Annotated in this window: 14 protein-coding genes; 11 read left to right on the top strand and 3 right to left on the bottom strand. The window is 46.1% G+C overall.

From position 1 onward, the window contains the following. Positions 1-356: 356 nt before the first annotated feature. Positions 357-806: an AbrB/MazE/SpoVT family DNA-binding domain-containing protein gene (locus tag KSP24_RS10190; protein ID WP_238791015.1), complete on the bottom strand. Its 450-nt coding sequence runs from the start codon at positions 804-806 to the stop codon at positions 357-359. A 202-nt stretch (positions 807-1,008) separates the two neighbouring features. Between KSP24_RS10190 and KSP24_RS10185 the strand changes: the two genes are divergently transcribed. Together KSP24_RS10185 and KSP24_RS10180 are read left to right on the top strand one after the other, a co-directional pair. Continuing rightward, positions 1,009-2,409, top strand: coding sequence for a helix-turn-helix domain-containing protein (locus KSP24_RS10185; protein ID WP_216975054.1), 1,401 nt, complete (start codon positions 1,009-1,011; stop codon positions 2,407-2,409). A gap of 226 nt (positions 2,410-2,635) precedes the next feature. Continuing rightward, positions 2,636-2,890: an aspartyl-phosphate phosphatase Spo0E family protein gene (locus KSP24_RS10180; RefSeq protein ID WP_013369731.1), complete on the top strand. Its 255-nt coding sequence runs from the start codon at positions 2,636-2,638 to the stop codon at positions 2,888-2,890. A gap of 201 nt (positions 2,891-3,091) precedes the next feature. Here the strand turns inward: KSP24_RS10180 and KSP24_RS10175 are convergent, their stop codons facing one another. Beyond that, positions 3,092-4,315, bottom strand: coding sequence for an acyltransferase (locus tag KSP24_RS10175; RefSeq protein WP_216975053.1), 1,224 nt, complete (start codon positions 4,313-4,315; stop codon positions 3,092-3,094). Positions 4,316-4,533: 218 nt separating this feature from the next. On the opposite strand from KSP24_RS10175, the gene KSP24_RS10170 reads away from it, so the two are divergent. The 4 genes from KSP24_RS10170 to hcp all read left to right on the top strand — a co-directional run bounded on the left by KSP24_RS10170 (position 4,534) and on the right by hcp (position 10,264). After that, positions 4,534-5,541 carry a substrate-binding domain-containing protein gene (locus KSP24_RS10170; RefSeq protein ID WP_013369733.1) on the top strand — a complete coding sequence of 336 codons (1,008 nt, stop codon included), beginning with the start codon at positions 4,534-4,536 and terminating at the stop codon, positions 5,539-5,541. Positions 5,542-5,575: 34 nt separating this feature from the next. Beyond that, entirely contained in the window at positions 5,576-7,576 is a 2,001-nt protein-coding gene (locus KSP24_RS10165) for a cache domain-containing sensor histidine kinase (RefSeq protein WP_216975052.1), read from the top strand. Beyond that, complete coding sequence (locus KSP24_RS10160) at positions 7,527-8,828, top strand: response regulator (protein WP_013369735.1); 1,302 nt, start codon at positions 7,527-7,529, stop codon at positions 8,826-8,828. The genes KSP24_RS10165 and KSP24_RS10160 overlap by 50 nt, the downstream gene beginning before the upstream one ends. Positions 8,829-8,971: 143 nt before the next feature. Then, the gene (hcp, locus tag KSP24_RS10155) at positions 8,972-10,264 is read left to right on the top strand and encodes a hydroxylamine reductase (protein WP_064962432.1); all 1,293 of its coding nucleotides are present in this window, start codon (positions 8,972-8,974) and stop codon (positions 10,262-10,264) included. A 48-nt stretch (positions 10,265-10,312) separates the two neighbouring features. Here the strand turns inward: hcp and KSP24_RS10150 are convergent, their stop codons facing one another. Further along, positions 10,313-10,660, bottom strand: coding sequence for a helix-turn-helix domain-containing protein (locus KSP24_RS10150; RefSeq protein ID WP_040101959.1), 348 nt, complete (start codon positions 10,658-10,660; stop codon positions 10,313-10,315). Positions 10,661-10,870: 210 nt separating this feature from the next. On the opposite strand from KSP24_RS10150, the gene KSP24_RS10145 reads away from it, so the two are divergent. From KSP24_RS10145 to mmsB, 5 genes are all read left to right on the top strand, one after another. After that, on the top strand, positions 10,871-11,374 hold the full coding sequence (locus KSP24_RS10145; protein ID WP_064962431.1) for a hypothetical protein: 504 nt from the start codon (positions 10,871-10,873) through the stop codon (positions 11,372-11,374). A 46-nt stretch (positions 11,375-11,420) separates the two neighbouring features. Continuing rightward, positions 11,421-11,747 carry a nucleoside triphosphate pyrophosphohydrolase gene (locus KSP24_RS10140; protein ID WP_058711971.1) on the top strand — a complete coding sequence of 109 codons (327 nt, stop codon included), beginning with the start codon at positions 11,421-11,423 and terminating at the stop codon, positions 11,745-11,747. A 382-nt stretch (positions 11,748-12,129) separates the two neighbouring features. After that, positions 12,130-13,215 (top strand): multiple monosaccharide ABC transporter substrate-binding protein, encoded by a 1,086-nt coding sequence (chvE, locus tag KSP24_RS10135; protein ID WP_064962430.1) that lies wholly within the window; start codon positions 12,130-12,132, stop codon positions 13,213-13,215. Positions 13,216-13,247: 32 nt separating this feature from the next. Beyond that, entirely contained in the window at positions 13,248-14,798 is a 1,551-nt protein-coding gene (gene mmsA, locus KSP24_RS10130) for a multiple monosaccharide ABC transporter ATP-binding protein (protein WP_025678894.1), read from the top strand. After that, positions 14,782-15,945 carry a multiple monosaccharide ABC transporter permease gene (gene mmsB, locus KSP24_RS10125; protein WP_040101955.1) on the top strand — a complete coding sequence of 388 codons (1,164 nt, stop codon included), beginning with the start codon at positions 14,782-14,784 and terminating at the stop codon, positions 15,943-15,945. Before mmsA ends, mmsB begins: the two co-directional genes overlap by 17 nt. Positions 15,946-16,018 lie beyond the last annotated feature (73 nt).

Raw genomic sequence — 16,018 nt, 5'->3', positions numbered from 1 at the left:
TTATGATCATTATTTAGTGCACAATATCCCCTTTGGTTTTCATAAAATAGGTTGCTAGCATAATTTCAAAACTAACATACCCATCATAAATTAGAACATGTGACTTCATTTATACACCCACTAACCATTTTTTTGTTTTAAGTCCGTTAAAAGCGTTTTTAGGAAGTTTACATATAGTCAGAATATATCATCTTGAAGAGTTTAAATCCATATTTTACAGCAATATCATTTGGAAGTTTTGAAATCTAATCTGTTAAATTTTAGTCATTATGGTTTCGAAGTTAAAAAATAACCAGTCGCCTTGAGATAAACAGCGACTGGTTATTGGAGTTTACTGGGATCAAGTTAATCAACACCTATAATAGCTTTTTAAGCTGAGATATACGGCTTTGTGACACGCCAAGCCATTCAGCATATTCGCCTTGCTGGGCTGTTGGATACTCACGCATAAGTCTTCTTAGATGTTCAACCAAATGTTGTGAAGACGATCGTTTTATGCTTTTCTCACTATCTCCAGCTTCCTTAACAGCAAGAGCAGGTATTGGACAATCCTCGATGTTTCCCTTCAAATCTTGTATGCATTTTTTACATAAAAATGAATGTCTGAAATAGCTTAAATCCTGGACCGAATGGCATAAGTGACAGCAGACACCAATATACTTCCGCATACTTAACAATCCGGTTTCAACATCCAAATAAAATTCTAAAGACTCGCCAGCTTGAATACCCATAGAGGTTCGCAATTCCTTTGGAATAACAATCCGGCCTAACGTGTCCAAGGGACGTGTCATACCTGTATTTTTCAAGTGATCTTCTCCTATCATAATAATCTATCATCCAATGATCTCCTAATAAAAATATAAAAATCTATAAAGTAAAAGTATTTATTGATGTTCCAAAAGATGGTATTATCATGAATGAAAAAACAGTAATTATACTATTTGTTTCAAAACTATATGAATTATTGAAAATGGGAATCTATGAAGATGCTGAAAGGGTGGTTTATCCATGGAAATCACACCTACGATACAGGCAGAAGTTCAAACCTATCTGAAACGAAAAGGCTTAACCATGACCGAGTTTGGTCACACGATCGATTTGAATGTAGGTACAGTTAGTGGTATTGTGACGGGCAACCGGTCTATGTCTGTTCACCAACTGGATAGTATTACTGCGGGAATGAATTTACCACCGGATTATTTTTACGAACGTTACATTGAAGAATGCATTGAAGAATGTCCACTCAACTGGAAAAAAATCAGCCCGTTCCTGTACCGATGCATTGAGCTGGGGCGATTGGACTGCTTGCAGCGAGTTGTCATTCTGTTATTGGATAACCCTAATTATCTGCCATCGCTCTTTGAAGTCGCCGAAAATGTATACAAAGACGGTTACAGCGAATCAGCTGCTTACTTATACAAAAAGGTAGCTGAAAGCGAAAAGCAGCAGCATTCAGAGCGATTAGCAATCTGCCAGTATCGCTTGTTCCAAATCAAAGTTGGACAGGATCGGGCTGTAAACCTTCAGGCTGCTATTGAATTCGCCCCCTTTGTGGATCGCTTAGACGAGATAGAGCAATTAGATGCTCTAAAAGATTTAGCGAATGTCTATAGGTCATTAAGCATGTGGGACAAGGTGTATGAATTTGCACATCGGATGGGTCAGTTAGGACAGCTTCAATATCATTTGGTTCACAATTCCAAGCGAAAAGGAACAGAGCCACGAAAAAAGCTAAGCAGACCATTGTTTGTATACATAGCCTACGCCGAATTGATGTGTGCTAATGCTTGTGATGCAAAAGGCGATCATGCACAAGCATTAGCACATCTTCGTGGTTATTCCGATCTAAGCTGGGTGAAGGAAAATGATCCAGATACACTCCATTGGCTAGAAAAATTTGAGCATTGGGCAAAAATTAATACCTGTGTTAATAAGCTTATGTCTGGAGATATTAGTGTGCTGCCAGATTACGTTGAACATATATCTGGAGAGCAACATATATTTGCAGAACTTTTAAATGTCATAGAAGTAGCTAATCGTTACAACATCGATATTGATCATATTCTTCAGCAGTTTGAACCCCAAATTACAGTCTATCGTGATCAAGAATATACGAGTACATTAACAGAGCAGCAAGTCATACTCGAAGAAACTGTACGATTCTGGTATAAGTTAGCTAAATACAACCTATATAAAGGGAGATACCTTTATGGGTTTAAATGCTTAATAGAAGCTTTGAAAAAAGCTGGTATAATTAACCACGCACTACTTATTTCCAATTGTGCAGGCTTATTTTTCTGTTTCAGTGAGCTTGCTACTCCTGAAATGCAGGCACAATTTTATTCTGCTTATAAGGAGGTGTGGGAAAAAAATGATCAAGAAGACAGTTTTAATTTTGGCAACAATTAGCTTTTTACTGGTAGTTGGATTACCAGTTCCAACTGAAATCCCAAGCGCTAACACAGTCCAAGTTCAAGGACATATTGGCACAGCTTAGTCGATTTTTTTGTTTTTTTCATTGGCCAGCTTATTGCTGGTCTCTTTTTGTATTATTTTGTAATTTTTTGCTTCAAAATTGATCCTGACGTATTTGTACATCCCTTCTTAAAATGAGATTCAGTAGGAGGTATGTAGGATGAACAAAGATGAAACGGTAACGTTAACTCAACAAATCGAACATGCCAGACAACACTTGCTTGATCTTTACGCAGAGTATGGCTTAGGACATGCTTGTGTACTGGAGCAGTCTATGCTTTTGGATGAACTGATTAATCAGTTCAACCGTATGTTTCAGACCAGGAAGCAGCCTCACCCGGTTTTGGACCAGATCCTTAACAACGACGATGGTATGTTCAGTTTATCCCCCCATTCTTTTTATGCAAAACTGTGACTTCTCCCACGTAATGCTTATAATTATTCTATATAATGACTTATTTTAAAACAAAATACATATCCATGTCATAAAATGTTAATCAGTTACGGACATGATTCAGCATGCTTAGACAACAAAAAAAGCAGAGCTCAATACGTGAGCCCTGCGAAAGTCCTTGAGGGTGTTCGAATCCCCCATATTGAACGCTGAAGCAGAAGATTAGCCAAGCTCCTGTGTGCTTTTGGAAGCACGTTTGGAGGAGAGGAACTGAAAATTAGGCCGCCAGTTCAAGCGCTGTCTGCCTTTGGAGCCAACAATCCAGTTGCCGCCAGGCAGATGGGCAAAGAGCCAACTGATGCCCAGAGACACACTTGCCACGACAACAAACGTAATGAGCGTAGCTGTAAAATGATGATCACCCAGTACAAGCGGACGAGTGTAATAGGATATGAAGGATAGCACGAGTGCATGGGCCAGATATCCTCCGAAGGAGTAGCGTCCAATCCAGTTAAGCATACGGCGAAACGGCTCGGTACGCGGGTCTTTTTGCAAATGAAGCAGCAGTCCATACAACAAAAGCAACTGCGAGACAATCAGCACGAAGGTGCTTGGCTTTAAATAGGTAGAAATATTGAGATTGATCGTATCGCCAGACTGGATCAGCATCGTGTGACCCATGAGCATGAACAGACCAATAAAGACAAATACATTCCACGGCAACGTCTGTTGGGCCAATCCCCGCCAGGTGTCCGTCATATAGGCGCATACTGCGCCCAGCATAAAATAGAAAAAGTACATAACAAAGTTATAAGTGCGGTAATCTAACAGGGTCTGCCCCAAGGATGGCAACCAAGCGCTCCATGCAGACATGTCATAGTAGGACCATTGTAACAGCAACGCATAAGCCGTAGCAGCAATCAGCATCACAGCCAAAACAAGCTGCTTGCGCCTTTTGGTGCTAAAACGACGTAGAAACGTCCGAATCCGTTCGGTTGCTTTTGCAAATAAAGGAAACCAAATATAAAACTGAAAGATCATGACCACAAACCATAGATGATATCCGCTGACGGGGATGATCATTTCCTCGAACATGCCTTTGTAAAAATATATATTTCCCCACTGCGCCGTTGACCAGTTCTGAGTACATACCCAATAAACAATGGTCCAGCAGAGAAAAGGAACATAAATATCTCGAAACCGTCTGCCAATATAACGGGAATAGCCAATCGGTTTGTTACCATTATAAAATAGCAGCGCCGCAGACAGGAAGACGAACGTGGGTGTGCCAAAACGTGTCAAATGGTACAGCATCGCGAGCATAACGGAATCCGGCTGTAGGATGTCGCTGCGATAAATATATTCGCCAATGCAATGCTGAAGCACGACAGCGAGGTAGGCAAGACCCCGTAGTTCTGTCCATTCCGCAATACGTGGCTTGCTCATCCATATCACTCCTTTTCCTCAAGATTCGCACATGTTTTCCCTAGCACAATTGTAGGTATTGTAACGTAGAAACATTAGTGCAGGATTAACGCCACCTGAAAGTAAGAAGAGTGAAGTAGTTCCAATTTAATATGATTGCGTTTACAATCTAAGTGAAACCAGAATAAATTAAAGTGAATTTATAACTTAAGGATACGCACAGGAAGAGGAGAGGAAGGATGAAGAAAACGCTGCTGGTGTACATGCTGCTGATTGCAGCCTTTGCTCTCTATGTGTTCAGATATGAACAAACCGGGCGGTTGAATGGAGCTTGGGAGGAAAAAGGGCTACGAGGCAGTATCGGAGAAACGTATATGATGATTACGTTCCAGTCCGGTTTGGAGTATTGGAAAAGCGGGCTCAAGGGCTTCGAGGATGCTGGGGATGCCTTGGGGGTGACAGTGGAGTATCGGGGGGCTACCCGGTATGATGCACAGGAGCAGACGACGGTCATTGAGCAGGCGATTGCCCGTAAACCCGCAGGCATTGCCATATCAGCGATTGATCCCCACTCCCTGATCCCGGTCATTAATAAGGCACTGGATGCCGACATCCCTGTAGTGCTGTTTGACGCCGGAGCGCCGGGGAGCCGGGCATATACTTTTTTGGGCACAGATAATTATAAGGCAGGCGTGACCGCTGCGGAAAAAATGGCAGAGCTGTTGGGACGTGAAGGCCAAGTCGCTGTTCTCACACTGCCTGGGCAGCAAAATCATGAGGAACGCTCGCGCGGCTTTCGCGATACCATTCAGCGGCAGTATCCTGCCATGAAGGTGGTGGAAGTGGTAGATGGTCGTGCTGACGTGATGGTGTCTAGGGATGAATCGCAAAGGCTAATGAAAGCTTATCCGAAACTGGCGGGTATTTTTGTGACCGAAGCCACCGGAGGAACAGGTGTGGGTGAGGCAGCACTGAGCCAAAAAAGCAGTCATCCGCTGAAGATTATTTCTTTTGATACGAATAAAGCGACACTGGATATGATTCGTGATGGGACCATCTCGGCAACGATTGCCCAAGGGACATGGAATATGGGCTATTGGTCACTTCAATATCTGTTCCATCTGCATCATCATTTGACGATTCCTGCACCTTCTTCCTCTGGAGACAATACTCCGCTGCCCGTGCGGGTAGATACTGGGATTTCCGTCGTCACCCGAGCGAATGTAGATGATTATTATGCAAAATAAATTTTGGGAGCGTTTCTACTTAGGATTGCACCAAATGATGCCACGGCTTCGCTTGCGTAATATGCCTTTACGTTATCAGCTCATGGTGCTGTTCTTGTTGTTTGGCATCGTGCCTTCTCTGGGACTAGGCCTGCTGGTGAATTGGACGGTGGAACGGATTATTGAGCGGCAGGTGGAAAATCATACGATGCAGTTGATTGGCAAGGTGAACGAAGCACTGGATACCAAAATGGAAAATTTGCAGAACATGACGTATCTGATTGCCTTTAATCCTGATATTGGCGAGTTTTGGAAAGGGCGGACGCTGGCCGATGGCCACGCGGTTCATACGAGTAGTGTAATGCCAGAAAATCAGGGGGAGCGAGCCCAGAAGCCTCTGCAAAACCAGGCTCCCGGCTCCAAGCAGGCAGTAAGTTCCGTACAGGAGCAGGATACGCTGTATAAAATGAAGCAATTTTTGCAGGGGTTTACCACCTTATATCCTGAAATTGCCGGGATTCTGATCGTGAACGAAAAAGGCGATTATATTAGCAATGAAATGTATGCTCGAAGCACGCGCAGCCTGACGGAAGAAGACTGGTACACACAGGCGGCGCAGCATGCAGGTATATTCACGGTGCTGGGACAGCCAAGTCACCGTAATGTGACCACTCATGTCCGGTATAAGGACAGTGAAATTGTCTCTGTCGTTCGCTCGGTCACGGACCCAGAGACAGGACATGTACTGGGTGTGATTATGATCGATCTCAAGCTGCGGGCTGTGTCGCAAGCCGCCAGAGATGTAACCTTGGGCAAAAGCGGGTATGTCATGGTGACAGATGCCAAGGGACGCAGTGTATATATGCCAGATATGCCTTTGATTGAGCGCATTCCGCCGCAATGGTTCGGGACAGAGGATAGCGGAATGTTTACCCGTGAAGCCGGAGGTAGGGAATTGCTCTTCATGTTCCAGGCTTCCGAGTTCACGGGCTGGAGAACAGTGGGAGTATTCCCGGCACGCGAATCTACACTGGAAGTGCGGCAAATTCAGTTCTACGTCGTCTGTTTTGTTTTCATTGTATGTCTGTTTGGTTTAACGGCATCCTTGCGATTGTCCAGTTCCATCGCGCAGCCGATTTTCCGGCTTATGTCTTATATGCGTAAGGCAGAGACAGGGGATCTTACGGTTCGCCAGTGGAGTGAGCGCGGGGATGAAATCGGAATGCTGGGCCGTAGCTTTAACCGGATGCTGGAGCAGATCCGCCGTCTCATGTTGCTTAGTGAACTAAGGGAACGGCAAAAACGGGATGCCGAACTGCGCAGTCTCCAAGAGCATATTAAGCCGCATTTTCTATACAATACGCTAGATACAATTCATTGGATGGCTCGGAAAAATGGAGCAGACGACGTATCCGACATGGTGGGGGCGTTATCGAAATTGTTCCGCCTTGGACTGAGCAAAGGGGATGACTTTATTTCGCTGCGCTCTGAGGTTGAGCATATCACGAGCTATATGCAAATCCAGCAAACCCGTTATCGTGATCGACTTCGCTGGGAATTGAATGTTCCCGACGAGCTGAAGGATCTGTTTGTATTGAAGCTGATGCTTCAGCCTGTAGTGGAAAATGCGATTTACCATGGTATTAAGGCCAGACGCGGTCCAGGCACAATTTGCGTAGAAGCTAAAGCCGAGGACGGCAAGCTGCTGCTGACGGTACGTGACGACGGTGCAGGGATGACGGCGGAGCGTCTGTGTGAGCTGCGTGAATGGCTGGAAATACCGCTGGAGGCGATGGAAGGAAGACGGAAACAAAAGGAAGTTCGTACAAATGGCAGAAGTTACGGCATGCTGAATGTACAAGCACGTATCCGATTGTCTTTTGGCGAGGAATATGGAATTACATTGGACAGTAAAGAAGGGACAGGTACCTGCGTTACAATCACTCATCCGTTGCTGCTGGATATGGCGCAACTGAAGAAGCCTTATGACAAAGGAGAGGGTCAGGATGACGAAATCCAAGGGAACAGACAACGCGACAACGGCGAGTCTGATTGACCAAGCCATACCAGAAGTAAGCATAGCCACGGCTAAACGTTATCAAGTATTGATCGCAGATGATGAGCCGATCATTCGTGAGGGGATTCGGGACTGCCTGGACTGGACGGCTTTGGGCATGGAGGTTGTAGCAGAGGCCGAGGACGGTGAAGAAGCGCTGAAGCTGGTTGGTCAGCTTAGCATCGACATTGTGCTGGTCGATATGAATATGCCGTTCATGGATGGGATTGAACTGATTCGGCAGCTGAGGGAAGGACGCTCGGAGTGCCGTTGCCTGATCATTTCCGGGCATGATGAATTTGCTTATGCACAGGAAGCTGTCCGGCTTGGCGTAGAAGATTATATTCTGAAGCCGGTAAATGCGGATCAGCTTCACGCTGCATTGTCACGGCTTCGTCAGCGACTGGACGAGGAGCACAAACGCGCCGCCTATGTAGAACAAGCTGCCGGGCAGATTGAACGGAATATTCCGCTGCTGCGTCAGCGATTTTGTCTGGAATGGCTGGAAGGACAGCACACGGGAAAAGACGTCATGGAGCAGTTGGCGTTTTTACGTCTTCCATCCCGGCCACCTGTTCAGATCGGTGTCGTACGGTGGCCTGCGGCAGAGGCCCGGCAGACGATTATGCGCGAGAATGACCGCCAGTTGTTTCTTTTTGCCGCTGAAAATATTATTGGCGAACTGCTGGAGGACCGACCGCATGTGTTGTTCCGCGATGCGAACGGACTGATCGGCATATGCCTGTGGCAGGAGGCACCCGAGACGATCGGCGCTTCCATGGAGCAGGCGATTGGACGTTACCTGAATATAGCGGTTCATACGCATGTGGAGTCCAACGAGGGTGGGCTGGAAGGCGCAATCAATGCGTACCGGGTGAGCCGGGATCGGGTGTACGGTGAAGCGCAGCTATCTCCCATCGTACGCCGGGCACGGCAGCTTATTCAGGAAGGTTATGCCGATCGCGAGCTGACGCTGGAAGCTCTTGCCTCGCGGCTACAGGTATCGGCTGTATATCTCAGCCGTGTGCTCAAAAAGGAGCTCAACGACAGTTTCGTGACCCTCGTCACGCGTGCCCGTATCCGCAAAGCAGTGCAGCTACTGGACTCTACGACATTGTCTGTGCTTGATATAGCAGAACGTACGGGATACGATAGTCAGCACTATTTTAGCACTGCTTTTAAAAAAGCCATGGGCGTGTCTCCTGTGCAGTACCGTAAGGGCGGGGGAATTCAGGAAAATTCGTCGGAATAGGAATGTTGGATTGCGGAATTGCCTTGCGCCCTCTCATGATAATCTGTGCTAAAAAGTGTGTGTGTAATCACACCCGCACGTTCAGGGGTTTGTTACGCTGTAGATAACGAACAAATATCTATCAATATTTGGAGGAAAACGATATGTTTTGTTATCAGTGTGAACAGACGCCGAGCGGCGGGTGTAAAGTCATCGGAGTATGTGGGAAAAATGAGACGGTAGCAAGCTTGCAAGATACAATGATTTTTGCATTAAAAGGGATTGCTGCCTATGCGACACATGCTCGTCAGTTGGGATATACCGATCCTGAGGTGGATCGGATCACGCATGAAGCGTTATATATGACCTTAACCAATTCTAACTTTAATGTACAAGAGCATTTGGAGATGGCGATGAAGGTCGGAAATGCTGCTGTACGGATCATGGATGTGCTGGATCGTGCGCATACGGATCGTTTTGGCATTCCACAGCCGATTACCGTCAGCCAAAATAAAATCGAAGGCCAATGCATCGTCGTGACCGGACATAATTTGTACGCGCTGGAAGAATTACTGCGTCAGACCGAAGGAAAGGGCATCAATATCTACACTCACTCGGAGATGCTGCCTGCCCACGGTTATCCGGCGTTGAAGAAATATGCACATCTCAAGGGCAATATCGGCAAGGCCTGGTACGATCAACGCAGATTGTTCGAAGAATTCCCAGGTGCGATTCTTGCCACGACGAACTGTGTTATGCCGATTAAAGGCACATATGCAGACCGCTTCTTCTCTTATGAAGTAGCAGGGCTGGAGGGTGTTGCCAAAATTGTGAACGACGATTTCTCTCCACTGATTGAACGCGCGTTGGCTCTGCCAGCCGCAGATGTAGAATCTGAGCAGGTGCTTACGACAGGATACCATCATGAGACAGTTATCGGGCTGGCACCTGAGATCATTCAGGCAGTCAAAGATGGACATATCCGCCGTTTCTTCGTCATCGCAGGCTGCGACGCACCAGGCAAAGGCGGTAACTATTACCGCGAGCTGGCTACATCCTTGCCGAACGACACGGTCATTTTGACCACGTCTTGTGGTAAGTTCCGCTTTAATGATGTGGACTACGGCACCGTTGGAGATACTGGCATTCCGCGTTATATTGATTTGGGACAATGCAACAATTCAGGTTCTACTGTGAAAATCGCTCTGGCATTAGCAGATGCTTTCGGCTGTACAGTGAACGAGCTGCCTGTCAGCATCGTGCTGTCCTGGTTTGAGCAAAAAGCGGTTGCCATCCTGCTAGGCTTGTTCAGCCTCGGCATTCAGGATATTCGCATTGGGCCGAAGCCGCCTGAGTTTATTTCTTCTGGTGTACTGGATGTACTGGTGGAGATGTTTGGCTTGAAGCTCATTACGACTGCAGAAGAAGATATGAAAGCGATGCTGGCGTTATCGTAAGGAATAGAGATGGTGGGGAACTGCAAAGCGCAGTTCCTTTTTTTTGATTCATCGTTCATCGATTCTCATAAAGATGTCCGTAAGAATCTTTAAGGCCAGTTCAGTATCTTTGGATTCACGAGTTCTTAGGAGAGACAAAATGGCTTTTATACTCGAATCTTCTTCGGTAAGCTCATCATTTTCCTTCACATATGTAAGTAACTGATAGACGCTCACGTTCAATGCCTTTGCTATTTTCTCCAGATTTTTCAAAGATATATTTCTCTCCGCGCGCTCAATGAAACCAATGTAACTCGAATTGAATCCTGCTTGTTCGGCTAAAGCTTCTTGGGAAAGCCCTTTAGACTTTCGAATATCTCGAATACGTGTACCGACTAATTCTAAAAGTTCTGACATGTTTACACCTCTCTATAGTTAGAAGTGTAGAGAAAGAGTTACATCTAATTAATATGCGTTAGTAAGTAAATTGAATTAAAAACTACTATATAGTAATATTCATTATGAAGCTTGTCCGATAGCTAGAAAATTATACATTTTAGTGGTCCATTGATATGCTACGTTGCTCACACTGTTTGTGAAATTCTAATTCAGGAGTTGATTCCCCCCATGAAACATTACTCCTTAAGCAACCAACTACATAGTGAAGCTGATTTTAAATTGCCTAAGTATAGTGACACCCACATATTGAATTGCATGCTGGATTTTCAAAAGCTTGCCCAATACCAAATGCAGCTTGCCCAGATGATGCGTGATCATGATCAATGGCTAAACTGCCTCATTCTTTGTGATCGCGCCATGTTTTCAATGGCGAAGGCCATTTATGTACATCGAAATCAAATCATACCTTTATCCATCAGCCTATCCATGAACGATCTGCTCAGACTAATTCGCTCGGATGCTGAGCCGTGTTTAGATATGGTGTTGTTTATGGGTACCATGCATTATCTGGTTTCCGGAGAGGAAGAAGCATCCAGGGAGACGATGAAGCTGGAGGAAGTAGACATGTTGCTTTATAAAACAGACTCTATTCTAGAGCGTATGTCGCGGCGCATTGTAGCTAATCCATCGAAGAGGTATCCGTCTATTTTTAAAGAAAACCCGTTCAATTAAATTGTTAAATTTTTTAATCTCCACATCAGAAAGGATGTTATTTGATATGCCTACATACAACAAGCTGGTGCGGGACCGGATTCCGCATATCATTATGTCTCAGGGGAAGGAATGTCGGACACGCATTTTGGACCTAGAGGAGTATAAGCAGGAACTGCGAACGAAGCTTCGTGAAGAGACAGAGGAATATTTTGCAGCAGATAAAGATCAGGACGCGCTGGAAGAGCTGGCGGATATGCTGGAAGTCATCCGAGCGCTGGCAGAAGTACATGGAGCGAATGTACCCGAGCTGGACAAGCTGCGGGCGGACAAAGCCGAGGCCCGAGGCGGATTCCAGGAGCGGGTATTCTTAATTGATGTCGATGAAGTTTAACGTCAAGCTCATTCGGATAACTTAGCGGATGAGCTTATAGCTCGAATACAACATGCCTTCGGGGTAAAGCTGTTGGCTCCGCATCTAAAATAGCTTTTCAATCAATTGCAACTACCCTCCATTGCCCCTCATTGTTTTTTATTAAAGTAATCCCCTCCCCTCACCACAAAGGTTAAAATTTTATAAAAAAAGTTCAAAACCTGCAAAGACCTTTCCCGGCCTGGAATGATACCATGTGTTTGCACATAAAAAAGGAGAGGTGCTCATTGCCTCACTTATGTAAGCGCTATCTAAATTCTAGTCTAATTAGCACTGACCTGAGGATTTTACAAAATCCTTACCTTCAAATGACCTGCATCACATGAGGAAAGGGGAACTTCATATGAAAAAAGGAGCTGTTGTCGTTTGGCTTCTGATTTTGGCCCTGATGCTTTCGGCCTGCAATCTGGCGGAGAGTGGAACGGGCAGCAAGGAAAAAGGCTATGTGGGTATTTCCATGCCGACCAAATCGTCCGAGCGTTGGGTAGGGGACGGGGAGAATATGGTTCGGTTGTTTCAGGAGCAAGGCTATAAAACGGATTTACAGTATGCCGAGGATGTGGTGGAAAATCAAATTTCCCAAATCGAAAATATGATCACCAAGGGCGTCAATGTCATGGTCATCGCTTCGGTCGACGGAAACACGCTGACGGATGTAATTCAGAAGGCACACGACCAAGGGATTCAAGTCATTTCTTACGACCGTCTGATTCGCAACACACCGTATCTGACGTATTATGCGACTTTTGATAACTTCAAGGTAGGCGTGCTACAGGCGGCATATATTGAGAAAAAGCTGGGTCTCAAGGATGGCAAGGGCCCTTTCAATATCGAGCTGTTCGGCGGATCGCCGGATGACAATAACGCCTATTTCTTCTTTAATGGTGCGATGTCTGTACTTAAACCATACATCGATTCCGGTAAGCTGGTCGTGCGCAGCAAGCAGATGACGATGGCACAGATCGCTACGCTGCGATGGGACGGAGCTTTAGCACAGTCGCGGATGGATAATCTGCTGAGTGCCTACTATTCAGGGGCCAATCTGGACGCGGTGCTCTCCCCGTATGACGGCATTAGCATCGGTATTATTTCATCCCTGAAAGGGGTCGGATACGGAACAGCGAGCAAGCCGCTGCCGATCATTACCGGACAGGATGCGGAGCTGGCTTCGATCAAGTCCATTGTGGCTGGAGAGCAGACACAAACCATATTTAAGGATACCCGCAAGCTGGCTGAGCAAACGGTTGTGATGGCCAACAGCATTTTACAGGGCAAGCAAGCGGAAGTGAATGATGTCAAATCCTATAACAACGGGAAAAAGATAATCCCTGCTTACTTGCTTGATCCAATCTCGGTGGATCGGACGAATGTGGAGAAGGATATTGTCGGCAGTCACTATTACACCAAAGAGCAAATTGGTCTCAAATAAGAGTAAGAATCCAACCGAAAGGAGCGTATCCCATGACTGGAATCATTTTGGAAATGAAGGGAATTACCAAAACCTTTCCTGGCGTAAAGGCATTGGAAAATGTAAATCTCAAGGTCAAGGAAGGCGAGATTCACTCGCTGTGCGGCGAGAACGGTGCGGGCAAGTCGACGCTAATGAAGGTACTGAGCGGTGTATATCCGCATGGAACCTACGAAGGGGATATTATTTTCCAAGGCAAAACGTGTGAGTTCAAGGATATCAAGCAGAGTGAGGAATTGGGCATCGTCATTATCCATCAGGAGCTGGCATTGATCCCGTATCTCTCGATTGCGGAAAATATTTATCTGGGCAACGAGCGCGCTAGCGGCGGCGTGATTGATTGGAAAGAGACTTTTGTGGGGACACGCGATCTGCTGTCTAAGGTCGGTTTGAGTGAAAATCCCAATACATTGGTTACGAACATCGGGGTCGGCAAGCAACAGCTGGTCGAAATTGCGAAAGCGCTCTCTAAAAAGGTGAAGCTGCTTATTCTGGATGAACCAACAGCGGCATTGAATGAGGATGATAGTGAAAATCTGCTTAATTTGATGCTGGAATTTAAAAAACAGGGCATTTCCTGCATTCTCATCTCCCACAAGCTGAATGAGGTCGCAAAGGTGTCGGATTCGATTACGATTTTGCGAGATGGGAAGACGATTGAGACGCTGGATATGAAAAAGGATGAGGTCACAGAGGATCGGATCATTAGCGGGATGGTTGGACGCGATTTGACCAGCCGTTATCCAGAGCGTCATGCCAAGATTGGCAAAGTTGTGTTAGAAGTGAAGGACTGGACGGTGTATCACGAGCATCATGCAGACCGCAAGGTACTGGATCAGGTGAATCTGAATATTCGCAGCGGTGAAATTGTCGGTATTGCCGGGCTGATGGGAGCAGGACGGACCGAGCTGGCGATGAGTATCTTTGGCAAGTCATACGGACGCAATATCTCGGGTCAACTGATTAAGGACGGTAAGCCGATCCAGAACAACACGGTTACGGACGCGATTAACAACGGCTTTGCCTATGTGACGGAGGATCGCAAGGAGTATGGCCTCATTTTAATGGATGATATCAAGCGTAATATTTCGTTAACTGGTCTGAGCAAGCTGACGAAGGGCGCTGTGGTCAATGAGCAGGAGGAAGTCGTCGTTGCAGAGGAAATGAAAAAAAGCATGAACATCAAAGCGCCGAGCATTTTACAGAAAACCGGTAATCTGAGTGGTGGCAATCAGCAGAAGGTAGTACTGAGCAAATGGATTTTTGCCGGACCGGATATTCTGATTCTGGATGAACCGACGCGCGGCATAGATGTGGGTGCTAAATATGAAATCTACACGATCATTCATCGACTTGCCGCTGAGGGTAAGGGTGTGCTAGTCATATCGTCTGAGCTGCCAGAGGTACTAGGCTTGTGTGACCGGATTTATGTCATGAATGCCGGGCGGATCACCGGAGAGGTTAGCCGTGAGGACGCATCGCAGGAAACGTTGATGAGATATATGACCAAGTCAGGAGGCGTGAAGCATGGAAACCATAACTAAACTATTTAAAAATAACATCCGCCAATATGGAATGATGATTGCGCTGGTCGTCATTATGATCTTGTTCGAGGTGCTGACAGGCGGCTTGCTGTTGAAGCCGATTAATATTACCAATCTGATTTTGCAAAACAGCTACATTCTCGTGCTGGCCATCGGGATGGTGCTGGTTATCATCACTGGGCATATTGACTTGTCCGTCGGCTCCATAGCCGCTTTTGTCGGTGCGGTTGCCGCCATTATGATGGTCGATTGGCAGCTTCCAGCGTGGATTGCTGTGATTGCAGCTTTGCTGGTCGGAGCGTTAATTGGGGCATGGCAAGGGTTCTGGGTAGCTTATGTACGGATTCCGGCATTTATCGTGACCTTGGCGGGGATGCTGCTCTTCCGCGGATTAACAATGATCGTGTTGGAAGGCCAGTCGATCTCTCCTTTCCCGGGAGGATTTCAGAAAATCAGTTCAGGTTTCCTGCCGGATTTCTCAGCTACCGGTTATAACCTGGTATCCATCATTGTCGGCATTGCACTTACAGTATGGTTTATCGTGAATGAAATTCGTGAACGCCGTTCTCAGCTTAAATATGGATTTGAGGTTCCATCACAGGCGTTATTTATACTCAAATTGATCGTAGTGGCTGCTGTGATTAATCTGTTCACCTTCATGCTCGCGAGCTATGCGGGGATACCGAACATTCTTGTCCTGCTGTTCATCCTGATCGTGGTATACTCCTTTGTCATGAACCGTACGATTATGGGTCGTCATGTGTATGCGCTGGGTGGAAATGAAAAGGCAGCGGGTCTGTCCGGTGTCAAAACGAAAAAAGTGACATTCTGGGTATTTGTCAACATGGGTGTACTGGCTGCCATTTCCGGTCTCATCTTTGCTGCACGTCTGAACGCGGCTACGCCGAGAGCGGGTACGAACTTTGAGCTGGATGCCATCGCAGCTTGCTTTATCGGTGGAGCTTCGGCGTCCGGCGGGATCGGCACGGTTTTTGGAGCGATTATCGGTGGTTTGGTTATGGGCGTACTGAATAACGGTATGTCTCTGATTGGCCTCGGTATTGACTGGCAGCAAGGCATCAAGGGCTTGGTACTGCTGCTGGCGGTTGCCTTCGATATTTACAACAAAAACAAAAGATCAGTCTAAGATCATATTCAATATTGTAAAATAAACAAACCTCCAGTCCCACTTGAAATTGTGATGCTGGAGGTTTGCTTGT

It is taken from the genome of Paenibacillus sp. AK121 (assembly GCF_019042715.1).
Classification (GTDB): Bacteria; Bacillota; Bacilli; order Paenibacillales; family Paenibacillaceae; genus Paenibacillus; species Paenibacillus polymyxa_C.
Note: the sequence above shows the minus strand (reverse complement) of the source record. Positions and strands in the feature narration are given on the sequence as shown.